The following is a 23,406-nucleotide window of genomic DNA, read 5'->3' on the forward strand; positions in this document are numbered from 1 at the left end:
TGAGGGGCATCCCTTGGGCACTTTTCTTTACCGCATGTTTTGATCGGCGACGACTCAACGAAGGGCAGCACCGCCCTGAAGCCCTTGCCGGGCGATAACAACAATATGTATTGGTGGCCTCCGACAAATCGGATTAGGGTTCCCTGATTTAACTGCCAGCCCACGAGACAGGATGACGCGCGTCAGGAACAGAGCCGAGGTGGCCCGGATGAGGTTTGCCATGGGGCAGATCGGCCGGCATGCGGCGATCGCCGCCGTTCTTCTGTCCATAGGCGGCCCGGCATTCGCGCAGGAAGCCGCCAGGGACGCCGCTCCGGCCCCGGCCGGCGCGAAACAGGGCCCGCCGGATCCCGCGGCGAACTTGGCCTTGAGACGTGACAGCACGCGCAGCGAACTGGACGCGCTGTCGAAGACCATCAGCCTCTCGCGCGACCGTGCCGAGGCTCTCGTGCAGACGATTGCCGAGCTCGACAAGAGCAACGAGGCGCTGCGTTCCGCGATCGTCGACTCGGCGGCGAAGCGCCAGGAACTCGAGCGGCAGATTTCCGAGGGAGAAACGAAGCTCAACGAGTTGCGCGTCAAGGAGGACGTCGTCAGGCGTTCGCTCCGGGCCCGGCGCGGCGTTCTTGCCGAAGTGCTCGCCGCGCTGCAGCGCATGGGCCGCAACCCGCCGCCGGCGATCCTGGTGACGCCGGAGGATGCGCTTGGTTCGGTCCGCAGTGCCATCCTGCTCGGTGCGGTCGTTCCGGAAATACGCGAGCAGACCGACAGCCTCGTTGCCGACCTCAAGGCGCTTGCCGACATCCGCGCCGGCATCGCCAGCCAGCGGGACGATCTGACGGCGACGATGACGGCCAATCTCGAGGAAGAGCGGCGCATGTCGATGCTCGTCGCCGAAAAGGACAAGCTGCGGCAGCGGAACGCGACGGAACTCGCCTCCGAACAGCGCAAGGCAGAGGAGCTCGCCCTGCAGGCGACCAATCTCGAAGGGCTGATCTCCTCGATCGAGAACGAGATATCCTCTGTGCGCGAGGCGGCCGCGGCGGCCCGCGCCCAGGAGGAGGAACGGCTGCGGATGAACGAGGCCGAGCGCGAGGCGGCACGCGAATTGGCCAAGAGCGCGGTGCCCGACAAAAACCGCATTGCGCCCGCATACGTGTTTTCGGAATTGCAACAGAGGCTCAGCTATCCGGCCGCAGGCTCGATCCTGCGGCAATTCGGCGACGCGGACGGCACCGGGCACTCGCTGCAGGGGATCATGCTGGAAACCAATGCAGGCGCGCTGGTGACCACGCCGGCGGACGGCTGGGTCGTCTATGCCGGCAGCTTCCGCAGTTACGGGCAGATGATCATCCTCAATCCCGGCGACGGCTACCATATCGTGCTGGCCGGAATGGAGAGCGTGAGCGTCCGCCCGGGCCAATTCGTCGTGGCCGGCGAGCCGGTCGCGACGATGGGTGCAAAAAGAGTGGCGAGTGCGGCGGCCTTGACGCTGGAAACGGACAGGCCAACGATTTACATTGAATTCCGAAAAGACGGAAAGCCGGTTGATTCCCGACCGTGGTGGACCGCAGCAGAAGTTGGAAAGGCGCGAAATGATACGTAGAGCTTCACTTGTTCTGGTCGGGGCGCTGATGGGGGCGACGGCGATGGGCGTCGTCTATTCGGCAACGATCCCGGCCGTGGCGGCCAATTCGTCCACATATCGCGAGCTGGCGATTTTCGGCGATGTGTTCGAGCGCGTGCGCGCGCAATACGTGACGCCGCCGCAGGACGACAAGCTCATCGAGAATGCCATCAATGGCATGCTCTCCTCGCTCGACCCGCATTCGAGCTACATGAACTCGGCCGATGCCGAGGATATGCGCACCCAGACGCGCGGCGAGTTCGGCGGCCTCGGCATCGAGGTGACGATGGAAGAGGATCTCGTCAAGGTGACGAGCCCGATCGACGACACCCCTGCCGCCCGCGCCGGCGTGCTTGCCGGCGATCTGATCTCGAAGATCGACGGCCAGGACGTTCGCGGCCTGAAGCTCGAGGAAGCGGTCGAGAAGATGCGCGGCGCCGTCGGTACGCCGATCAAGCTGACCATCCTGCGCAAGGGCGCAGAGAAGCCGATCGAGCTGACGATCGTTCGCGACGTGATCGCCGTGCGCGCCGTCAAGTACCGCGTCGAAGGCGATGTCGGCTATCTCCGGGTGATCTCCTTCACCGAGAAGACCTTCGACGACCTGAAGAAGGGCATCGAAAAGGTCAAGGCGGACGTCCCGGCCGACAAGCTCAAGGGCTATGTCCTCGATCTGCGCCTCAACCCGGGCGGCCTGCTCGACCAGGCAATCAATGTTTCGGACGCTTTCATGGAGCGCGGCGAGGTCGTTTCGACCCGCGGCCGCAACCCGGACGAGACGCGCCGATTCAATGCGACGCCAGGGGATCTCGCGGACGGCAAGCCTATCGTCGTTCTCGTCAACGGCGGTTCGGCTTCGGCATCGGAGATCGTCGCCGGTGCGCTCCAGGATATGAAGCGTGCGACCGTGCTCGGCACGCGTTCCTTCGGCAAGGGATCGGTTCAGACGATCATTCCGCTCGGCGACGCCGGCGCACTGCGGCTGACCACGGCGCTCTATTACACGCCGTCCGGCAAGTCGATCCAGGGCACCGGCATTACCCCGGACATCAAGGTCGAACAGCCGCTGCCCCCGGAACTCCTCGGCAAGGTAGAAGCGCAGGGCGAATCCGATCTGCGCGGCCACATCAAGGGCCAGAGCGAGAACGACGAGGGTTCCGGCTCGGTCGCTTACGTGCCGCCGGAAGCCAAGGACGATATTCAGCTCAACTACGCGCTCGACCTGCTGCGCGGCAAGAAGACGGATCCGTCCTTCCCGGCCAATCCCGAGCAGGCCGAACTTAAGAAGTGAGCCTCCCTGTGGTTCTTTGGATCGACTGGATCCAGCGAGCCACGCGGTTCGAAGCGAATGAGACAAGGCGCCGGGCTGTTCAACCCGGCGCCGTTATATTATGCATCGGCGATGTAGCCGACTGCCGATGATTCTTCGCGAGCGGGCGCATTCCTCACCGGCAACGTTTCTAAGGTCGAGGCTCCGTTTTGGGAACTGATCTCAACGCCCCGCTTGGCCAAGGCCTGAAGAAGAGGCCGCCCCGCAAGCGCAATCCGCGCCGGATGTTCGGCTACGCCTTTCTTGGCGTCTTTTCGTTAGCCATCGCCGGGCTCTCCGGCTGGGCCGCTTTCGCACCGGACAGCCTGCTCCGTACGGAGGCTCCGGGCACAAGCGTTGAAACGCCCCAGGCGAGCACCGAACGTCCTGCGTCGCCGACCAAGCCCAAGGTTGCAGGCGGCTCGCTTCGCCAGAGTGGTGCCCGTTCGGGAGCCCATGTCGAGGAAATGCTGACGGACGACGGTGCGACGGTTACCAAATACACGCCGAGGTCACGCGACGGCGACGGCCCGGCGCTGATCAGTGCCGGTCCGATGCGCGGCCAGGATCCGCGCATGGCGGCGCTTCCGAACGAGGACCTCATCGAGGACACGCCGCAGGGCCGGTTGCCGATCGTCGGTCCGGACGGATTGCGGCCGATGGATCAATATGCCCGTCCCTGGTCGGGCGCGCGCGGTACGCGCATCGGCCTGGTCGTCGGCGGTCTCGGTCTCAGCCAGACGGGAACGCAGCGTGCCATCCGCGACCTGGCGCCGGAGGTGACGCTGGCCTTCGCCGCGGCCGGCAACAGCCTGCAGCGCTGGATGCAGGATGCGCGGCGCGACGGCCACGAGATCCTCCTGCAGATCCCGATGGAGCCGTTCGATTACCCGGACAACGCCCCGGGGCCGCATGCGCTTCTCGTTTCCCGCGGTGCCACGAAGAATCTGGCCGAACTGCATCGCAGCATGGGCCAGATCACCAACTATACCGGCATCATGAACTATCTCGGCGGCCGGTTTCTCTCCGAGGCGGATGCGCTCGAACCGCTGATGCGCGACCTCGGCAAGCGCGGCCTGCTGTTTCTCGACGACGGCACCTCGGCGCAATCGCTTTCCGGAACGCTCTCCGGCGCCTTCGGCGTACCGCACGGCTTCGCCGATCTGGTCCTCGACAGCGAACTCAGCCGCAACGCGATCCTGCGCAAGCTCGACGAGCTCGAACGCGTCGCACGGCGCAACGGCACAGCGATCGGTGTCGCTTCCGCCTTCGACGAGAGTGTTGCGACGATTGCCGAATGGATGGAGGAGGCGGGCGGACGCGGCATCGAATTCGTCGGTATTTCGGCCGTCGTCAACGATCCGCAACAAAACTGATCTAAGCAGGCAATCGGCTGAAGAACGGCCAGCACATGCAAGGAATGGCGACATGGGTAAGGACAAGGGCAAGGTTTTGAAGGCAGGAGACCTGCCCTATCGGCCGTGCGTCGGCGTCATGGTCCTCAATCATCAGGGGCTTGTCTGGGCCGGGCATCGACTCTCCGTCGGCAACTCGGAATATGACGGCTCGCCGCAGCTTTGGCAGATGCCGCAGGGCGGCATCGACGCGGGCGAGGATCCGCTCGAAGCCGCCTATCGCGAACTCTACGAGGAAACCGGCATGCGCAGCGTCTCGCTGCTTGCCGAAGCGCCCGGCTGGATCAACTACGACCTGCCGAAGCACCTGATCGGCATCGGCCTCAAGGGCAAGTATCGCGGCCAGACGCAGCGCTGGTACGCCTTCCGCTTCGAGGGCGACGAAAGCGAGATCGCCATTAACCCGCCACCCGGCGGCCACGATCCCGAATTCGATGCCTGGGAATGGAAGCCGATGCAGGAGCTGCCGAAGCTGATCGTGCCGTTCAAGCGCAAGACCTATGAGGAGGTCGTCGCCGCATTTGCGCACCTGGTGGGGTAAAGGGGGATGTGAGCGGCCCCTCATCCGCCTGCCGGCACCTTCTCCCCGCTCGCGGGGCGAAGGAGACTCGCGGCGCCCTCCGAAGTCCCCTCTCCGCGCCTGCGGGGAGAGGGCTAAAGCGGGTCGCGATTTTTAGGATTCAGGATTGAACGAAGCCGCTGACGCGGCATTTGGGGCATCTGATTTGCATGGTGTGCCCCTGTTTTGAAGGATTGGGCTGTTTGGCCCAACCTTTGAACAGGAGAGTATCATGAGTGAGATGAGCCCGCTGCGGCGACGGATGATCGAGGACATGACGATCCGCAATTTGTCGCCGGCGACGCAGCGATCGTATTTGCATGCAGTGACGAAGTTTTCGCGCTATTTCGGTCGGTCGCCGGACCGGTTGGGGCTGGAGGATGTGCGTGCCTTTCAGGTGCATCTGGTGTCGTCGGGGCTATCATGGCCGGCCTTGAACCAGACGGTTTGCGCCCTTCGCTTCTTCTTCGGCGTCACGCTTGGACATGCGGAGATACCGGAGCGCATTGCCTATGCCCGAACGCCCGCCAAGTTGCCGACGATATTGAACGGCGATGAGATCGTGCGGTTTTTGGAAGCGGTCCCGAGCCTGAAGACACGAACGGCGCTGACGACGGCTTATGCGGCTGGTTTGCGCGCCACCGAGACGGTCAGTCTCAAGGTCAGCAACATCGACGGCGAGCGCGGCGTCATCCGCATCGAGCATGGCAAAGGCGGCAAGGACCGCAACGTGATGCTGTCGGCGCAGTTGCTTCATATCCTTCGGGTCTATTGGAAGCTGGTGCGACCGCAGGTCTGGTTGTTTCCGGGACGTGACGAGAGCAAACCCATCGATGTCCAGGTTCTGCATTCTGCCTGCCGTTCGGCACGTGCCGCAGCCGGCATCGACAAGCGGATATCGGTGCACACGTTGCGCCACAGCTTTGCCACCCATCTCTTGGAGAGCGGCACCGACATTCGTATCATCCAGGTCCTGCTCGGCCACAACAATCTGTCGACCACGGCGCGTTACACGAAAGTGTCCAACACACTCATCCGCGCCACGACCAGTCCGCTCGACCGGCTGACGCTGGAGGTGGTGCCGACAGGCTGAGGACATTCCGCCATGGCGGCGGGATTGGAGGTGGCGGACATTTTTCGCCGCCACGGGGAAGGATATCGTCAATCGCATGACACGCATCTCGGGCGGGTTGAGCGCCGGGTGATGAGCGCGGTCGAGATGTGTCGGACCGCGCGGCTGGGCGGCCATGTCCAGCAATGCCGGGATTGTGAGGCGCTCCGCATCGCCTACAATTCCTGCCGTAACCGGCATTGCCCAAAGTGTCAGGGACAGGCCAGCCGCGATTGGCTTGCCGCCCGGCAGGCCGACCTGCTGCCGGTCAGCTATTTCCACGTCGTCTTCACCGTGCCGCAAGCGATCGCCGCGATTGCCTTCCAGAACAAGCAGGTGGTCTATGCTGTCCTGTTTCGCGCCGTCGCCGAGACACTCCGCAGACTTGCCGCTGACCCCAGACATCTGGGTGCTGAACTCGGCTTTATCGCCGTGCTGCATTCCTGGGGGCAGAACCTCCATTATCACCCACACATCCACTGCATCGTGCCGGGCGGCGGATTGTCGTTCGATCAAACCCGCTGGGTGGCTTGTCGGAGGAACTTCTTCCTGCCCGTGCGGGTGCTGTCGCGCCTGTTCCGGCGACTGTTTCTCGAATACCTGAAGCAGGCTCATGACGAAGGCCAGCTTCAGTTCTTCGGCAGCATCGCGAGCCTGGCCGATCCAGCTGCATTCACGCGCATGATCAGAGAAGCGCGGCGCGTCAATTGGATCGTCTATGCCAAGCCGCCCTTTGCCGGACCCCAACAGGTGCTGGCCTATCTCGGCCGCTACACCCATCGCATCGCCATCTCCAATTCCCGCCTCGTCAGCATGGATGGTGGTCAGGTCACATTCCGCTGGAAGGATTATCGCAGGGGTGGCAGGCAGAAGCGGATGACGCTCGATGCCCACGAGTTCATTCGTCGCTTCCTGCTGCATACGGTTCCGGACGGCTTCCATCGCATCCGTCACTTTGGCTTGCTTGCCAACGGACAGCGGCAGCAGAAGCTGGAGGCATGCCGCAATCTCCTCAATGTCCCGCAGCCGGAAGAGCCGGTCGAAGACCTGGATACGGTCGAGGCCCCGCCATTTGCACACCGCTGTCCCTGTTGCGGCGGAAGGATGAACATCCTCGGCACCTGGAAGCCGCGTCAACCAGCCTGTCGACCAGCATGGAACGATAGCTCATGACCCTATCAGACCTGGCATCACTCCAACAATCAACGTCGGCAGATCGAAGGGCCGCGAGCGAATGGCTTTGGCCAAGCATGCCGGCGCAACACAAAACGCAGCATCGCCGAAGCCTCGTTCGGCACAGATCAACCAAAAACACCGCCAGACACATCTCAATTGGCGACAAGAACCTTCTTCTCAGCCGCTCTTCCAGCCCCGCCTGGGCTCGCCCCAGCCAAACGCCATCCACCGCTTCGGTTAAATCCCCATAGTGCCAAACAACCCGCGCCTTCGCTCAATCCGGCTTCAATGAGGTCCGATCAGCGAATGCTGCATCCAAAGCGGCCGGACCTCACAGAACCCTCCAGATTCCCGAATCGGGGTTGGCTGTGATTCCCTCGCTTTGACGGGAGGGACACCATGGGCAAATCACATCCGCTTGCTTTGCGTAGTCGTGTCATTGCGTTTGTCGAGGACGGTCACAGCCATCGGGCCGCGGCCCGGCACTTCCGGGTGTCGCCGCGTTTCGTGAACAATCTGGTGAAGCTCAAACGCGCGACCGGATCGCTGGCGCCACGGCGGCAAGGCCATCTGGGTGGCGGCAAGCTGAACGCGCATGGCGAGTGGGTCCGCGAGCGCCTGGCGCAGAATGGCGACCTGACGCTGGACGAACTGTGCCTGGAACTCGCCGGGCGCGGCGTCATCGTGCACCGCTCCAATGTTGGCCGTCTTCTCCACCGCCTCGACCTCAGCCATAAAAAAAAGCCTGCAGGCAAGTGAGCAGCAGCGCCCAGAGATCGCGCGGGCGCGTGAGCTCTGGACCCGGCGACGCCGGCGCTTCTTCAACAAGGCATTGGCGCGACTGGTCTTTATCGACGAGACCTCGACCAATACCAAGCTGACCAAGCGCTCAGGCTGGGCACCAAAAGGGCAACGCTATCGCGCCCACGCCCCCTTCGGTTCGTGGAAGACGCAGACCTTCATCGCCGGCCTGCGATCACATGGCGTGGTCGCGCCCTTTATCGTCAACGCGCCGATGAACCGGCGCATCTTCGAGACCTGGATCGAAACGCAACTCGCCCCGACGCTGTCGCCCGGAGACGTCGTCATTCTCGACAATGTCGGCTTCCACAAGAGCGAGCGGGCCGAACAAATGGTCAAGGCGAAAGGCGCATGGCTGCTCTTCCTGCCACCCTATTCGCCCGACCTCAACCCGATCGAAATGGCCTTCTCCAAGCTCAAGGCGCTGCTGCGCAAGCGGGCCGCCCGCAGTTTCGACGCCATCGCCGATGCACTCGGCGATATCTGCAATCTCTTCTCCGTCACAGAATGCCGGAACTACTTCAATGCGGCCGGATATGAGGCCGATTGAACGCGACACGCTTTAGTCCTCGGGTTAGAACCGAGGTGAGGGGCTGTTTCCATAGTCTCGTTCCTACGAGAAAGTGCCGCGGTGCGAACGCGCGGCACTTGATCGAGATCGAATCGGTTTTTATTCCGCTTCGTTGGCCGGGGCGGCGTTGAGCTGCCCGTATTTCTCCTCGCCGATCGTGTCGAGCAGTTGGAGCTGCGACTCGAGGAAGTTGATGTGGCCCTCCTCGTCGGCGAGCAGTTCCTCGAAGAGTTTCATCGAGACATAGTCGCCGGCCGCGTGACAGACGTCGCGGGAATTCTTGTAGGCCGTGCGGGCGTCGTATTCGCCGGCGAGGTCGGCCTTCAGCACTTCCTTGACATTCTGGCCGATCCGCAACGGTGCGACCGTCTGCAGGTTGGGATGGCCTTCGAGGAAGATGATGCGTTCGATGAGTTTGTCGGCGTGGTGCATTTCCTCGATGGACTCGGCACGCTCCTTCTTTGCGAGAAGCGTGTAGCCCCAGTCTTCGAGAAGGCGGTAATGCACCCAGTACTGGTTTACGGCACCGAGTTCGAGAAAGAGCGCTTCGTTAAGCTGCTCGATTACCTTTGCGTCGCCTTTCAAGATCCGCCCTCCGGTTTTCTTCGTGGAATTGTTTTAGGCGGGTCATGAAATCAAATATCTCGGCTTCCGTCGAGTCGCGGCGGGCGTGATATTGCTCGGTGGTGCGGATGATGATGTCGACGACATTGGGGAAGCAGCCGCAGCAGCGGCCGCGCTTTTCCATCGCGTGATAGACTTTCGCCGGCACGATCAACTGCCAACAGTCGTCGTCGAGGAGACCGATGATCGTGTCCTCAATCTCTTTCTCGGTGATGAAATTGCAGCTGCAAACCAGCATTTCGTCTTGCCTGTCAAACGCAACGTCCTGATTTTGCGATAAAGCAAAAGAGGACATTTGCCGTCAACAAAAAACTCCTCTCCATAAAGTTGAGGAGTATATTAGAGTCGTTCTAATCTTGATGAAAAATTTCGTGTTTTCATCAGATTAGGTGATTCTAAGACGACGATTTTTCTCTCAGGACTTGCAAAGCGGGGAGGACGCCCTGCGACATTTTTACACAGGGACATCCGGAGGCGAAGATCCTGGCGAACCGACGATGCAACGATCGTCGGCAGCAGGTCCGAGCGGGCTCAATGGAAATTGCGCCCCTTCGGCATGACTTCGGCCACCGCGCTTCCCGCCTCGGAGGTTTCCAGTCCCTCCTGTGCAGGCGGCGCCGGGCGCAATTGCCGGAGTGCTTTCTTGTCGCGGGCATCCGCCGTCGGCCTGAGCGCCTCATCGGCCCGATCATTGGCTCCGAAACGCCGGGCCTCGTTGCGCAGCAGGCCGAGCATCGGCGTCATGTCTTCCATATATTCGGCGACCACATGGATGACGCCGCTTTCGCTTTGCAAGCGGCCCCGCACCTTCACGAGCCGCGATCCCATGACCTGCGGCCGATATTTCTGGAACGTCTTTTCCCAGACGATGATGTTGGCGACGCCGGTCTCGTCCTCGATCGTCATGAAGATGACGCCGTTGGCGGAACCCGGCCGCTGGCGGACGAGCACGAGGCCTGCCACCGTCACCCGCCTGCCGGCCGGGGTCCTCGCCAGGTCTCGGCTGGAAAGAATGCCCATGCGCGCGAAATCCCCGCGCATGAATGAAACCGGATGTGCCTTCAGGGAAAGCGTCAGGTAGCGATAGTCATGGATGACATGCTCGCCCGCGGCCATGTCGGGCAGGGCGACCGCCGGTTCGACCTGCAGGTCCGTGGAACCCGCCCCGTCGAAAAGCGGGAGGCGCTCGACCGCCGACTGCTCGTTGAGCGCCTTCACCGCCCAGAGGGCTCTGCGCCGATCGAGCCCGATCGAGCGGAAGGCATCCGCATCCGCAAGACGCTCCAGCACCGCCCGGGTCAGGCCGGAGCGGAGCCAGAGATCGTGGACGGAACGATACCCCTCGCCGCGGCGCGCAACCAGCGCCTCCATATCCGGTTGCCGCAGTCCCTTGACCAGCCGGAAGCCAAGCCGCACCGCCTTCCCGGAGCGGATGACATCCCGCATTTCGCCATGGCGCGGGTCGATCGCCTCCTTGCGGAACATCGCCTCGCCTTCGAGCAGGGCGTCCCAGTCCGAATGGTTGACGTCGACCGGCAGGATCCTGACCCCGTGTTCGCGGGCATCGCGCACGAGCTGGGCGGGCGCATAGAAGCCCATCGGCTGCGAATTCAGAAGGGCGGCGCAGAAGATGTCCGGATAGTAGGCCTTGAACCAGGACGAGGCGTAGACGAGCGAGGCGAAGGAGGCGGCATGGCTTTCGGGAAAGCCATATTCGCCGAATCCCTTGATCTGGTTGAAGCAGCGTTCGGCGAATTCCCTCTCATAGCCGTTCCTGACCATGCCATCGATCATCTTGCGCTCGAAGGTATGGATCGTGCCGGTCCGCTTGAAGGTCGCCATGGCGCGGCGCAGGCGATCGGCCTCGCTCGGCGAGAAGCCGGCGGCGGTGATAGCGATCTGCATCGCCTGTTCCTGGAACAGCGGCACGCCGAGGGTCCTTTCCAGCACCGCCTTCAATTCCGGGCTCGGATAGTCGACCGGCTCTCCCTTACGCTGCGCCTCGCGCCGCTTCAGATAGGGATGCACCATGTTGCCCTGGATCGGCCCCGGACGGACGATCGCCACCTCGATCACCAGATCGTACATTTCGCGTGGACGTAGGCGCGGCAGCATGCTCATCTGGGCGCGGCTTTCGATCTGGAAGACGCCGACCGTATCGGCGCGGCAGATCATGTCGTAAACGGCCGCCTGCTGGTCCTCGTAGAGTTCGGCAAGCGTTTTCGGCTTGCCGTAATGGACTTCCAGAAACCTGAAGGCCCTGGCAAGGCAGGTCAGCATGCCGAGGGCCAGCACGTCGACCTTGAGGATCTTCAACTGGTCGAGGTCGTCCTTGTCCCATTCGATCATGTAGCGGTCGGGCATCGCCGTGTTCATGATCGGCACGACCTCGTCGAGCCTGTCGCGGGTGATGACGAAGCCGCCGACATGCTGGGAGAGATGCCGCGGGAAGTTCATGAGCAGGCTGGCATAGGCAAGGACGCGCCGCGTCAGCGGATCCGCCATGTCGAGGCCCGCCCCTTTCGCCTGCTCTTCGGTGAAGGGCGAGGTGCCCCAGCCCCAGACCGAGCTGACGAGCGCCGACTGGACATCCTCCGACAGGCCGAAGGCCTTGGCGACCTCGCGCCCGGCCGAGCGCGACCGATAGCTGATCACCGCGGCGGTGAGCCCGGCATGCTCCTTGCCATAGGTCCTGTAGATATATTGGATGACCTCTTCGCGCCGCTCGTGTTCGAAGTCGACATCGATATCGGGCGGCTCGTCGCGGTCGCGCGACAGGAAGCGGTCGAACAGCAGCGTGAACTTCTGCGGATCGACATCGGTGATGCCGAGGCAGAAGCAGACCGAAGAATTGGCCGCAGACCCCCGTCCCTGGCAGAGAATATTGACGCTGCGGGCAAATTTCACCAGCTTGTGGACGGTGAGGAAATAGGGTTCGTATTTCTTGTCGTGGATGAGTTCGAGCTCGTATTCGATCTGCCGCGTGACCTTTTCCGGCACGCCGGAAGGATAACGCTCCAGCGCGCCTTCGGCGACGAGCCGCCGCAAGCTTTCGGCCGGCGTCTCGCCCTCGGCATTTTCGTCCGGATATTGGTGGCTGAGCTCGTCGAGACTGAAGGAAAGCCGCTTGAAAAATTTGTTCGCATTGACGATCGCTTCGGGATAGTCGCGGAAAAGCCGCACCATTTCCTTCGGGCCCTTCAGGTGCCTTTCGGCATTCTTCTGGAGGAGGAAGCCGGCGCTGGCGATCGGCACATGCTCGCGGATTGCGGTGACGACATCGGCAAGCGGCCGGTAGTGCGGATCGTGATAGAGCGCGTCATTGGTGGCCAGAAGCCGGACGTCAAGGCTCCGGGCAACTGTGGCGAGAACGGCGAAGTCGTGCCGGTCGAAACTGTCATAGCGGGGCGCCAGGCCGAGATAGAGCCGGTTGCCCGCGGATGCCTTTAGTTTCTCGAGCAGTGCCTCCAAGATTTCCGGCTGCGGCCGGCCTTCGCCCGGCATGACGATCAGGAGCAGATCCTCCTGCCATTCGAGGAGATCGGCAAGGTAAAGCGTGCAGTCGCCCTTTTTCGCGCGCAGATTGCCGACGCTGAGCAGGCGGCAAAGATGCCCCCAGCCCCGCCTGTTTTTCGGATAGGCGAGAATATCCGGCGTCGCATCGGCAAAAACCAGCCGGGCTCCCGGCTGGAAAGGGTAATCCTCCACTTTCGCCTTGGCGTGGGCCCGGACGACCCCGGCCACGCTGTTGCGGTCGGCGACGCCAAGACCCGAAAGCCCGGCCTTCTTGGCAAAGACGATCATCTCCTCGGCCGGGGCCGCCCCTTCGAGGAAGGAGAAATTCGTGCGCGCCCCAAGCTCGTGGAAGGTCGGCTCCCCGCTCATGCGAAAACTCCGTGCATGAACCAGCGGGCCGCGGCCACCTCCCTTCCGTAAAGGCCTTCGCGGAACAGCCAGAAGCGGCGGCCCTCCTGATCCTCGATCCGGAAATAGTCGCGGGTCGGATGGTCCTCCCCGTCGATCCACCATTCGGCGGCGATCCGCTCCGGCCCCTCGGCGCGGGCGACGCGATACTGGGTCCTGCGCCAGTTGAAGCTGCGCGGGGCGCCGTCCGGCACCTCGGCGGTCGCCTCCACCAGTTCGGGGTGGGTGAAAAGCCGAAGCGGACGGTTTTCAGGGAAAACCCTGCCTTCAAAAAGCTTGTCTTCACTCGGGGCGCCGATCACCGCCGCGACATCCCTGACGGCGGCAAAGCCGCCCGCCCGTTCCGGCAGGTGGCTTTCGGCAAGGCTCGCCTGCATCAGGCAATCGGGACCGAAACGGGCGGAAACCTTGTCGATGAAAGCGGCAAGCGGCTGGCTTTCCTCGGGCACGCCGGAAAAATCCTGCTGCGCCGGATCAAGCCGCTCGCTCCGCAAAACCGCCAGCCGGAGGATTTCGAAGCCATATCCGGCATCGAGATCGTCATGGACCGCCTGCAGCCGCTCGCGAAAGAGCGCCGCGATGCGGTCTGCATCGTTCAACGGCATGGCCGCATGCGCCCGGACACGGAACACCCGCCCGTCGACGCGAAACAGCAGGAGCTCGAATAGCCGCCCGCCCTCGCCGTGCCGCTCCAGCGAGGCGCGGACGTCCTTGGCAAGGTGCCTTGTCAGTTCGAGAATGTATTCCTCGTCCATCAGCGGCTCGGCGAGCCGGCGCTCGGCGGAAAAGCTCGGCACCGGCAGGCGCGGCGACAAAGGCTCGTCCGCCTCGCCTCTCGCCTGGTCGAGCCTGAGGAGAAGGAGGGAACCGAAGCGGCGGGCGAGCGGCGCGCGCGGCGCTTCGAGAAGGTCGCCGATCTGTTTCAGCCCGACGCGTTCGAGCGCTGCCGCCGTTTCCTCCGGCAGGCGGAGCGCAGCGACCGGCATGGGTGCAAGAACCCGGCCGGCCGCTTCTGGTTCGATGACGGCGACATTGCCGTAGCGGGCGGCGGCCCAGGAAAGGCCGGCAGCAGAGGAGACGGTTGCCCGCGCCTCGACGCCGAGCGAGAAAAGCCGGGACAGGAGGTCGCTGATAAGCGCCTTTTCGCCGCCATGCAGATGGGCGCAGCCGGTGATGTCGAGAAACAGGCCGTCCTTTCCGTCGAGCGCGACGAGCGGCGTATAGCGGTCGCACCAGTCGGCAAGCCCTTCCAGGAAGGCCTGGTCGGCCGCCGGATCGGCGGCGATCACGTCGAGAGCCGGGCACATGGCGCGGGCCTCCGCAGCCCCCTGGCCGCGCTTCAGGCCGATCCGCTCGGCCAGCGTATCAAGCGCGACAAGGCGCATGGCATTGTCGATCTTGGCGGCGAAAACCACCGGCGGATGGTCAGGACGCCCGCGCGAAAGCCAGGAGGCGCCCCAGCGGCTGCGGGCGACGCGGTCGGCCGGCAGATGCGGAAAGTGGATCGACAGGATTCTCTGGCTGTCCGCTGGCCTGAAGAGCGGCGCTGCGGCGCTCGTCGAGAGGGTAGAAGCGGCGGTCATCGGCGTTCCATTCCAGAAAGATGTCGGCAGCGGCATAAGCCCTGCTTTTTTCGACAAGGAGGTGAAAGGCGGGATGGTCGATGCTGCCGCAAAGCACCGAGCCATCGGGGAGAGGTCGCGCGCCGGCCGGCGCCGGCTTGATCTGGAACCGGAAGCAGGCGCTGCTCGCCTCCTCCTCTCCGGCCTGGCGGAAGAGAAGCAGGGGGACGTGGCCGGCCCGGGCCCGGACATTGAGGCGCCGGCTCTCGCTGAGCGCGAGACAGGCGGGATTGCCGCGGATTTCCAGAACGACCGCGGCGAAGACCGGCACTGAAAGCGCCGTCTCGGCGATCCACAGCGCATCCTTGACGGTGCGCGCCGAGACGAAGAGGAAGCGTTGCGGGTCGAGCCCGTAGGACTTGAGGCCTGGCGCATAGAGCTGCCCCGCCTCGCGGGAGGCGAGCGACTGGCTGATCCACAGCACCGGGGCGAGATTGCCTTTCTCCTTCCTCACTTGCTGGTAAAGTACCGCAAGGGCCGCCACGAAGCCGGCGGCCGCACCCGCATCGCGGGTTTCGGCATTGCGGATTTCCATCATGCCTTCGAGCGGCAGCCCGCCGTTGAGCACATCGTCGAGGGCCGTAATCCCGAAGGGCAGGACCTTGCGCTGCAAGCTCCCTTCCCTGCCGCGGCGAAAGCCGGCGGGATCGGCCGCCTTGGCGGCCCGCACAATTCCAGGCAAGCTGCAATTTTCAATCCGTGCTATGGTGTCACGAAGGAAAAGAATGGTTTGCCGTTGCACGGCGTTCTCGGCCATGACGGTCAGCTCCCATCAAATGTTCATGTTATGTTCTTTATGGATTCCAGAGCTTGGGGGAAGAGTCAACAGCAAAGGATAAGAATTTATTCCTCATCCCCGCCGACAAAATTTCAACACTCGAAAAACAAACGCGAAATCGCTATATGAGGGCAACAAGGAGTGCCTATGGCCCGCATTGACCAGACCGATGATTGGCGGGAACGCCACGCACCGACGCTTACCACATTCGAACAGCTCGCGTTTGAAGCCTATAGCCACCTGCCGCAAGAATTCCGCCAGCTGACCACGGACCTAATCATCGAAGTTGCCGATTTCCCAAGCGACGACGTCTTCGAAGACATGGCGCTCGAGACGCCTTTCGACCTGCTCGGCCTGTTCGAAGGCCGCGGCATCGGCGAACGCTTCACCATGGAAACCGGCCAGTTCCCCAACCGGATCACCCTCTACCGCCGCCCGATCCTCGATTACTGGGCGGAAAACGAGGAGACGCTGGGCGATATCATCACCCATGTGCTGATCCACGAGATCGGCCACCATTTCGGCCTTTCCGACGACGACATGGAGCGGATCGAGGCAAGCGTCGAGCACGTCGGCGGGTAGCCAGCAGCTTTTCCGAAATGCCCCTCATCCGCCTGCCGGCACCTTCTCCCCGCAAGCGGGGAGAAGGGGCATGCCGCGGGATGAGGGGCAAGCAACCGCCGCCTAATCCTCGATCTTGCGCGCCTCCGAGACCAGCATGATCGGCACGCCGTCACGGATCGGATAGGCAAGGCGCGCCTTTTCCGAGACCAGCTCGTGGGCCTCGGCATCATAGCGGAGCCGACCTTTCGTCAGGGGGCAGACGAGCAGTTCGAGGAGTTTCGGATCCACCCGGCTGGCGTTTGCGTCCATTGCTTCGCCTTCACTGCAGAATGTTGTCGAGATCGCCGAAATTGCGGGCAAGCACGATCTCGGTGATCGCGATCAGCGTTTCGGCGCGGGTCCTGAGATCGGGCGCCTCCAGCAGCGCCTGCTTCTCCGCCGGCCCATAGGGCGACATCATCGCCATCGAATTGACGAGCGTACGATTGCTGGCCCGTTCGACGCTTTCCCAGTCCGCTTCCAGCTTGTTGGCGTCGAGATAGGCGCGGAAGGCGGCCAGCAGCGCCTCGCGGTCGACGAGGGCTTCGTCGTCCGGGCCTTCGAGATCGGCTGCGAAGGGGCCGATGCGGAAACGGCGATAGCCGCGCACGCCGGAAATTTCGGCAAACAGCCTGTAGCGGCAGACGCCGGTGAGCGAGGTGATATAGCGGCCGTCGCCGGTCTCGGCGAAGGAGGTGATGCGACCGATGCAGCCGACCTGGCAGAGCGCCGGTACCGGGGAAGAATCGATATCGCTGCGCCCCTCGGCGAAGGAGGGCTGAACGATGCCGATCAGCCGATCACCGGAAAGCGCGTCATCGAACATTGCCAGATAGCGCGGCTCGAAGATGTTGAGTGGAAGTTGTGCACCCGGAAGCAGCAGCGCGCCCGTCAGCGGGAAGACCGGAAGTATCCCCGGCAGATCCTTCGGACTGAGATAACGCGCATTTCCGACATGCATTTCCGATTGCCCCTGCAGATCGCGGCGTTCCCGTCGCATGAAGGCCGGCCGCACGCTCAAGAGATGGTGCATCCCTCGAAAATCTCAAGGAGAAAGCTGCGATCGGAGACGCAAAAAGCGGTTCCGCCTGCCTGCCGCCAAACGGTCAGGAGAAGAGAAGTGCGGAAAGCTTGCGCCGGGCGGCAATCGTCGCCGGATCCTTCGGCCCCCAGACTTCGAAGAAGGACAGGAGTTCACGCCGGGCGGCGTCGTCCTCGAAGCTGCGATCGCGCTTCATGATCAGCAGGAGGTGGTCGGCGGCGCCGGTCCTGTCGCCTTCGACATTGCGGATCTTGGCAAGCTTCAGCCGCGCCGCGTGGTCGTCGGGATTGGCCGCCAGCTGCTGTTCCAGCGCCACGGGATCGCCGAGCTTGCGGGCTTCCTCGATCTGGTCGAGCTTCTTGGAAATGGCGCTCACGGCCGCCGCCTTGGCGAGTTCCTCCGGCAGCTGCGACAGCGCCTGGCGCGCCTCGGCAAGCTGGCCGAGCGCGATCATGCATTCGACCATGCCGGCGATCGCGTCGGTATTTTCCGGCTCCGCCTGCAGCACCGCACCGTAGAGGCCGGCGGCGTTCTGAGCATCGCCGGCTTCGAAGAGCGCCTTGGCGTCGGCGAGCACCGCCTCGACCTCGGCCTTGGCATCGTCCACCGCCGGGCCGGCAATCCGGTCGATGAACTGCTTGATCTGGCTCTCGGGGATGGCGCCCATGAAGCCGTCGACCGGACGCCCGCCGACGAAGGCGATGACCGCCGGGATCGACTGGATGCCGAGCTGGCCGGCGATCGAGGGATGATCGTCGATATTCATCTTGACGAGCTTGACGCGGCCGGCGGCTTCCTTGACCACCTTCTCGATGACAGGCGTCAGCTGCTTGCACGGGCCGCACCAAGGCGCCCAGAAATCGACGAGCACCGGCTGCTGGCGCGAGGCCTCGAGCACATCGCGCGCGAAGGTGGCGGTCGTCGTCTCCTTGACCAGGTCGCCGGCGGCGGCGGCATCCGGTGCCGGCTGCCCGCCGAACGAGGCCGAGGCCGTCATCTGGTTGCCGAAGGAACCTGCATAGGGATTGTCGCTACCGCCCATTCTTCTCTCCTCGCGGGCTTTTCGCCCGACTTGATGCTTTCCGCGCCAAAGATCGTATGTCAGGCCGTGACTTTCAAGACAAGCGGCTCGTGACCGGTCGCCTCCATGAAACGCAGCATGTCCTTGGCGGCGATCGAGGTGGTCTGGTCGTTCGAGAGCGGATGGCAGTTGATCGTGTCGAATTCCATCAGCCCCTCGTCGAGAATGAACTTCACCCTGCCCGAAGTGTCGTTGATCGCTCCGAAGGCGGTCACGGCGCCGGGGATCACGCCCAGATATTCCATCAGCTTCTCCGGTTTGCCGAAGGAGACCTTGCTTGCCGCGCCGATGGTCTGATGAATGGTCTTCAGGTCCACCGTCGCATGCTCCTCGACGGTCAGGAGGAAATAATTGTCCTTTTTGTCCTTCAGGAACAGGTTTTTTGTATGTCCGCCGGGAATTTCGTCGCGCAGCGCCACCGATTCGGCGACGGTGAAGACCGGCTGATGCCGTTTCGTCTGGTGTTCGATACCAAGCTCGTCGAGAAAGCGGAACAGGTCTTCCGCGGTCTTCGGTTGTGCCTCGCTCATGCGTCCTGTCCTTCTGCCGCCTACTGCATGCATGTATCCCTGAATCCTATTCGATTTAGGGATAAAAACATGCAGCGATTCAAAGTGCTACAGCGTCCTTAGTGCGCCCGAAATGACGCACGGCGCTGTAGGTTTCAGCTTGCTTTACGAGGAAGGGCCGGCTTACGCAATCTCAGGGACGGCGGCCAACGACCGGGATCGCGGCATTGCGGCGTTTTGGGATTAGCCCGAAAAAATTCTTGCCTTCCGCGTCATTTCCCTGTTGCATTTGAAAAATCGTTAGGCCATATAGCGCCGGTCGCCGCAAGACGGGGCGGCAACCCACGGCCCACAGACTACCCCGGGCCTGGGTCTGATGAGCGGGTGTAGCTCAGGGGTAGAGCACAACCTTGCCAAGGTTGGGGTCGAGCGTTCGAATCGCTTCACCCGCTCCATTTTTCCAAGACCTTCGAAGCCTCGGTTTTCCGGGGCTTTTGTGTTTTTCGGTTCTGTTGAAATGCGGAGCGGCAGGTTCGACTCCTGCAGCGCCGCGCGCCTTATCAGGCGCGCAAAGGTCGCTGTAGGGTATGCCTTTGGGGCGGCGAAGTCTTCGCCGGGGCCGCGGCGTCAAAGTCCAGGTGAACAAGCCGCCCCGATGTCCGAGGGCAGTTGGTTCAGCGCCGTGCGTTGATCCGCAGCCAGCCCTCCAGGGCGGCAATCACCGACAACCGCAGGCTGGCGCCGCGGGCCAGCGCGCCGGCGAGGGCGCGGTCCTCGGCCGCAAATCCCATTTCGTCCATCACGTCCTGAGGCGTCATTCGGCGCAGGGCCATGATCGCCTTGATCTCGGCGATGGCGGAGGGAAGCAGGTAGCGGCCGCTGGCGATCGGCGTTTGGGCCGGCTGCGGGGCGGAATACGCCGAGGGCGGAGCGGTCAGTTTCGTGGCCGGCGGCCTTGCGCCTGTCGCGGCAAGCCAGCCCATGAAGGCGTCGCGCTCGGCATCCGTGGCTTTCGCCCAGGAGTTCTTGAGCTTGTCGAGGCGGCTGCGCTCCGGCTTGATGCCGGCGGCGACGCAGGCTTTGCGCGCCGAGGCGATCTCACCGGCGAGAAGGGCGCGGTAGATTTCCGGAAACTCGGTCCTCAGGCGCTGCAGCTGGACGTCATCGCGCCGCGTCTTCTTCGACATTATCAACCTCTCGACTTCGGTGGTCCTCTATCCTGCGTGAGCCGCGAGGGCGAGAAAAAACATGAGCGCCAACCGCGCCCTTTGAACGCCCCGGGGGGCGCGACTGCAACAGACGCCGTGGATGACGGGCTTGCCCACCTCAAGCTCGGCACAAGCCGGCCTTGCCATCATTGCGCCAACAGCCGGAATGATACGTGGCGAAGGAAGGACGATGAATGTCTGACATTGTTGAGCACTATAGCGACCCGCAGGACGCAAGCATTGCCCTCTACCTGATGGACAATGACGGCGACGAACTCACCGATCTTCTGGTCGCCGCCCTCGAAGATGCCTTTCGGATCCTCGGCGAGGATTGGGCGTCGCAAACGATGCATTGAGGCGGTCGGCGGACGCTAGCCTTCCTGCAGCAGACGCTCGACGCAAGCGGCCAGCCGCAGCAGCGTCCGGTCGGTGCCGTTCCGTCCCATCAGCATCAGCCCCGCCGGCAAGGCGGCCCCCGGCATCGGCAGCGTGATTGCCGTCAGGTCGAACTGGTTGGCAACCTCGGTGTTGCGCAACAGCAGGCCTTCGATGCGACGATACTCCCGTTTGTCCTCTTCCACGGCAGCGATGCGGACGGCGGGGATCGGTGTTGTCGGCAGGAGGACGAGGTCGAAAGGCGCCAGGCGCCCATCCATGGCGCGGGCAAGCGCATGCCGCGTTTTGAGCAGGTTTTCGAGCGCCGTGTCGGGAACGGCGAGGCGGCGGCGGAGCGGGGATTTGACGCGGGGGTCGACCGGCGCCTCGTCGTCCACCAGCCAGTCCGCATGAATGCGGCTTGCTTCCAGACCGGCGAGGGAGCCGATTGCGGTTGCCTCGGCAAAGCGGGCGAGAAGATCGTCAATCTCAAGTTCGGCGAGTCTTGCGCCGGCACGCGACAGCCTTTGCAAGCCTGCCTCAAAGGCCTTGGCGACGTCTGGAGCGAGCTCTTCAAGCAGGACGCCTTTCGGAATGCCGAGCTTCAGCCCGTCGACCGGCAGCGGCGTCAGCGGCTCCGGCCGGTCACCGGCCATGACGGCATCGGCCAGCGCGCAATCGGCGACACTCAAGGCGAGCGGGCCGATCGAATCGAGACTCGGCGACAAGGGAAAGGCGCCGTCGAGCGGCACGCGGCGGGCGGTCGGCTTGAAGCCGACGAGGCCCTGCAGCGCCGCAGGAATACGCACCGAGCCGCCGGTATCGGATCCTATGGCGATGTCGCTGGTGCCTTCCGCCACCGACACTCCCGCTCCCGAGGAAGAACCGCCCGGAATGAGCATCGGATCGACGGCGTTGCCCGGCACCGGGTAATGCGGATTGAGGCCGACGGCGGTAAAGGCGAATTCCGTCATGTGCGTCTTGCCGATGATAACGGCGCCGGCAGCGCGCAGGCGCCGGACGATTGTCGCATCGGCCGATGCCGGCGGTGCCATGCGGCGGATGATCGAGCCGGCAAGAGTCGGCTCTCCGGCGATGTCGAAGAGGTCCTTGATCGAGACGATGCGGCCGTCGAGCGGGCCGAGGCTCTTTCCTTCCTGCTGCCTGCGGTCGGCCGCTGCCGCTTCGGCGCGGGCCGATTCGGCATAGAGCTTCATGAAGACGCGCTCGTCGTCGCAGCGCCCCGCCAGGCGCGCGAGAACGGCTTCGAGCCGGTCGCGAGAGGGGGTGTTCGATCGGGTCAAGGCGAAGGACCTCATGCAGGTGCGGCGCCGGTCTCACTGCAGATGCACAGGAGGGGTTGCAGCGATCTGACGGCACGGCCAGCAGCGACATGCAACCGTTTGTGGGCTGCACAATTGATATACAATGCAAGCCACAGCGATTTCCAGAATCCAAGCAGGACGACGCCGATGCCGATCCTGAATCGTCTCTGATCCTCGACTCGTCGGCAATCGGCGAAATACGACGCGCGGCGTCGAACGTTGAGCATCTGGTTAGGGCACTGCCCCTCATCCGCCTGCCGGCACCTTCTCCCCGCACGCGTGGCGAAGGATATGCCGCCCCTCACCCTAACCCTCTCCCCGCAAGCGGGCTAAGGCATATACACATCGCGCAGCGCCCATCCGTCGGCGCAGGCTCTGAAGTAGGCCAAGCCATTGAAGAAGGTGATCGGTCCGGGCGGTTTTGAGGATGCGTAGCCGTTCCAGCCGCCGAGCTTGGCGATGATCCAGGCGGCCCAGGCGAGCGAGCCCATTGGATGGGGATTGGCTTGAAGGCGGGTCTTGCCCTGGAAGCGCTGCTGCAGGGCGGTGAGCGTGTCGATCTCGCTTGGCGTGAAGACCAGGCTGGCCGACTGCCGGTCCTGGCCGCTGCGGGCCTGGACGAGCTGCATGACGATGACGGCGGCCTTGGCGGCGATGGCGACGAGCTTTTCCAGCCGTGCCGCCGACTGCAGCTGGCTATCCTCGACCTTCAGGCCCTGTTGCTTCATCACCCGGAAGAACTGCTCGATCATCCAGCGTTGCTTGTACCAGGCGACGATCTGCCAGGCATCGGCGAACGTCGCCACCGCATGCGTCGTCAGGATCAGCCAGCTGAGCGGCTCGACGCCGGCGGGCGGGGAGGGCTCGACGACCTCGACCCAGCGCAGCGTCACGCCGTCCGGCAGGGCAGCCGCTTCGAGGTTTTGCGGCCGCCGGATCGTCGCCTCGCCGAAGCGCAAGGATAAGTCCGCCTGGCGCGCCGGGCGGTCGGCCCGCTCGCGCAGCTCCACCGTCCGGCTGTCGCAAAACGCCACCTCGGCGGCGGCCCGGCGCAGCGTGCCGCCGCCGCTGAGGGCATGATCGTGCATCACCCGCGACAGCAGATGGAAGCGCTCCTCGGGCAGCCGTGCCCACATCACGAAGAAGTCCCCTTCCCGATCGGTGATGGCGGTGACCCGCGTGGCGCTCGCCAGAACCGCCTTGGCGGCCTCGGCCGTCTCGACCCAGCGACGCGATTCCTTGGCGCTCAACGGCCGGCTGGCATGCGGCGGCAGCGCCTCCGTCCCGCGCGTCCACACCCGGCCGCCCACCAGCCCCAGGCAGCTGCCGGTCTCGGCATCGAGCGCCAGCATCGGATGCAGCAGCAGCCCCCAGCAATTGCCCTTCTTGATCTTGCCCAGATCGCGCCGGTTGTCCGGCGTCGTCTGAAACCGGATCTCGCTGGTGTCCTGCAGCGCCAGCACGTGTCGGCCGGCCACCGCCGCCCCGGTCGGCTCCCCCCAGCCGGCGATGATCCACTCCACCGTCACCGCATCGTTGCCGAGAAAACGGCCGAAGCGGATTTCCTGCGAATGGCTGCCCGCCGCAAGCCGGCGCAGGCAGACCGTTTCGCGCAGCACCATGCCCTGGAGCAGCGCCGCCCCCCTTTATCGAGACGACGATCTCCAAATCCGCCCAGCGACCAGTCCTGGCCTATCTCCATCGGTGACGCTCCCGCAAATCAAAACGTCACCAAAGGAATCATAC

22 protein-coding genes and 1 tRNA gene are annotated in these 23,406 nt (G+C 63.7%); 11 read left to right on the forward strand and 12 right to left on the reverse strand.

What is annotated here, in order from left to right; genetic code table 11:
* The first annotated feature begins 208 nt into the window (after positions 1–208).
* From NGR_RS27015 to NGR_RS27045, 8 genes are all read left to right on the forward strand, one after another.
* A complete protein-coding gene (locus tag NGR_RS27015) occupies positions 209–1,606 on the forward strand; it encodes a murein hydrolase activator EnvC family protein (RefSeq protein WP_012709661.1) in 1,398 nt (465 codons plus the stop codon).
* Positions 1,596–2,918 (forward strand): S41 family peptidase, encoded by a 1,323-nt coding sequence (locus tag NGR_RS27020; protein ID WP_012709662.1) that lies wholly within the window; start codon positions 1,596–1,598, stop codon positions 2,916–2,918. Before NGR_RS27015 ends, NGR_RS27020 begins: the two co-directional genes overlap by 11 nt.
* Positions 2,919–3,106: 188 nt before the next feature.
* Positions 3,107–4,312, forward strand: coding sequence for a divergent polysaccharide deacetylase family protein (locus NGR_RS27025; RefSeq protein ID WP_012709663.1), 1,206 nt, complete (start codon positions 3,107–3,109; stop codon positions 4,310–4,312).
* Between the two features lie 52 nt (positions 4,313–4,364).
* Complete coding sequence (locus tag NGR_RS27030) at positions 4,365–4,892, forward strand: RNA pyrophosphohydrolase (RefSeq protein ID WP_012709664.1); 528 nt, start codon at positions 4,365–4,367, stop codon at positions 4,890–4,892.
* Positions 4,893–5,142: 250 nt separating this feature from the next.
* Positions 5,143–6,003 (forward strand): tyrosine-type recombinase/integrase, encoded by an 861-nt coding sequence (locus NGR_RS27035; RefSeq protein WP_012708196.1) that lies wholly within the window; start codon positions 5,143–5,145, stop codon positions 6,001–6,003.
* A 12-nt stretch (positions 6,004–6,015) separates the two neighbouring features.
* On the forward strand, positions 6,016–7,194 hold the full coding sequence (locus NGR_RS27040; RefSeq protein WP_015886711.1) for an IS91 family transposase: 1,179 nt from the start codon (positions 6,016–6,018) through the stop codon (positions 7,192–7,194).
* Positions 7,195–7,596: 402 nt separating this feature from the next.
* Entirely contained in the window at positions 7,597–7,956 is a 360-nt protein-coding gene (locus NGR_RS33270; RefSeq protein ID WP_015886710.1) for a helix-turn-helix domain-containing protein, read from the forward strand.
* A complete protein-coding gene (locus tag NGR_RS27045; RefSeq protein WP_012708199.1) occupies positions 7,895–8,548 on the forward strand; it encodes an IS630 family transposase in 654 nt (217 codons plus the stop codon). Before NGR_RS33270 ends, NGR_RS27045 begins: the two co-directional genes overlap by 62 nt.
* A 120-nt stretch (positions 8,549–8,668) precedes the next feature.
* Here the strand turns inward: NGR_RS27045 and bfr are convergent, their stop codons facing one another.
* From bfr to NGR_RS33690, 5 genes are all read right to left on the reverse strand, one after another.
* Positions 8,669–9,154: a bacterioferritin gene (bfr, locus tag NGR_RS27050; RefSeq protein WP_164924517.1), complete on the reverse strand. Its 486-nt coding sequence runs from the start codon at positions 9,152–9,154 to the stop codon at positions 8,669–8,671.
* Positions 9,120–9,431: a (2Fe-2S)-binding protein gene (locus NGR_RS27055; RefSeq protein ID WP_164924686.1), complete on the reverse strand. Its 312-nt coding sequence runs from the start codon at positions 9,429–9,431 to the stop codon at positions 9,120–9,122. Before NGR_RS27055 ends, bfr begins: the two co-directional genes overlap by 35 nt.
* A 293-nt stretch (positions 9,432–9,724) precedes the next feature.
* Positions 9,725–13,078: an error-prone DNA polymerase gene (locus NGR_RS27060; RefSeq protein WP_012709668.1), complete on the reverse strand. Its 3,354-nt coding sequence runs from the start codon at positions 13,076–13,078 to the stop codon at positions 9,725–9,727.
* Positions 13,075–14,631 carry a DNA polymerase Y family protein gene (locus NGR_RS27065; RefSeq protein ID WP_348774938.1) on the reverse strand — a complete coding sequence of 519 codons (1,557 nt, stop codon included), beginning with the start codon at positions 14,629–14,631 and terminating at the stop codon, positions 13,075–13,077. Before NGR_RS27065 ends, NGR_RS27060 begins: the two co-directional genes overlap by 4 nt.
* Positions 14,543–15,496: an ImuA family protein gene (locus NGR_RS33690; RefSeq protein ID WP_012709670.1), complete on the reverse strand. Its 954-nt coding sequence runs from the start codon at positions 15,494–15,496 to the stop codon at positions 14,543–14,545. The genes NGR_RS27065 and NGR_RS33690 overlap by 89 nt, the downstream gene beginning before the upstream one ends.
* Before the next feature lie 168 nt (positions 15,497–15,664).
* Between NGR_RS33690 and NGR_RS27070 the strand changes: the two genes are divergently transcribed.
* Positions 15,665–16,099: a metallopeptidase family protein gene (locus NGR_RS27070; RefSeq protein ID WP_012709671.1), complete on the forward strand. Its 435-nt coding sequence runs from the start codon at positions 15,665–15,667 to the stop codon at positions 16,097–16,099.
* A 102-nt stretch (positions 16,100–16,201) separates the two neighbouring features.
* Here the strand turns inward: NGR_RS27070 and NGR_RS27075 are convergent, their stop codons facing one another.
* From NGR_RS27075 to NGR_RS27090, 4 genes are all read right to left on the reverse strand, one after another.
* Complete coding sequence (locus NGR_RS27075) at positions 16,202–16,390, reverse strand: Trm112 family protein (RefSeq protein ID WP_012709672.1); 189 nt, start codon at positions 16,388–16,390, stop codon at positions 16,202–16,204.
* Between the two features lie 10 nt (positions 16,391–16,400).
* Complete coding sequence (locus tag NGR_RS27080) at positions 16,401–17,081, reverse strand: LON peptidase substrate-binding domain-containing protein (protein ID WP_012709673.1); 681 nt, start codon at positions 17,079–17,081, stop codon at positions 16,401–16,403.
* Between the two features lie 145 nt (positions 17,082–17,226).
* Positions 17,227–18,204, reverse strand: a complete 978-nt coding sequence (gene trxA, locus NGR_RS27085) for a thioredoxin (protein WP_012709674.1) — start codon at positions 18,202–18,204, stop codon at positions 17,227–17,229.
* 59 nt (positions 18,205–18,263) lie between these two features.
* Positions 18,264–18,773, reverse strand: coding sequence for a prolyl-tRNA synthetase associated domain-containing protein (locus tag NGR_RS27090; protein ID WP_164924519.1), 510 nt, complete (start codon positions 18,771–18,773; stop codon positions 18,264–18,266).
* Between the two features lie 359 nt (positions 18,774–19,132).
* On the opposite strand from NGR_RS27090, the gene NGR_RS27095 reads away from it, so the two are divergent.
* Positions 19,133–19,207 (forward strand) — tRNA-Gly (locus NGR_RS27095).
* Positions 19,208–19,426: 219 nt separating this feature from the next.
* Here NGR_RS27095 and NGR_RS27100 read toward each other — a convergent pair.
* Positions 19,427–19,939, reverse strand: coding sequence for a hypothetical protein (locus NGR_RS27100; RefSeq protein WP_012709676.1), 513 nt, complete (start codon positions 19,937–19,939; stop codon positions 19,427–19,429).
* Positions 19,940–20,154: 215 nt separating this feature from the next.
* On the opposite strand from NGR_RS27100, the gene NGR_RS32470 reads away from it, so the two are divergent.
* Positions 20,155–20,316, forward strand: coding sequence for a hypothetical protein (locus tag NGR_RS32470; protein WP_012709677.1), 162 nt, complete (start codon positions 20,155–20,157; stop codon positions 20,314–20,316).
* A gap of 15 nt (positions 20,317–20,331) precedes the next feature.
* Here the strand turns inward: NGR_RS32470 and NGR_RS27105 are convergent, their stop codons facing one another.
* Positions 20,332–21,654 (reverse strand): amidase, encoded by a 1,323-nt coding sequence (locus NGR_RS27105; RefSeq protein WP_432654026.1) that lies wholly within the window; start codon positions 21,652–21,654, stop codon positions 20,332–20,334.
* Positions 21,655–21,989: 335 nt separating this feature from the next.
* Positions 21,990–23,282, reverse strand: coding sequence for an IS4 family transposase (locus NGR_RS27110; protein WP_164924520.1), 1,293 nt, complete (start codon positions 23,280–23,282; stop codon positions 21,990–21,992).
* Positions 23,283–23,406 lie beyond the last annotated feature (124 nt).

The organism is Sinorhizobium fredii NGR234 (assembly GCF_000018545.1).
Lineage (GTDB): Bacteria > Pseudomonadota > Alphaproteobacteria > Rhizobiales > Rhizobiaceae > Sinorhizobium > Sinorhizobium fredii_A.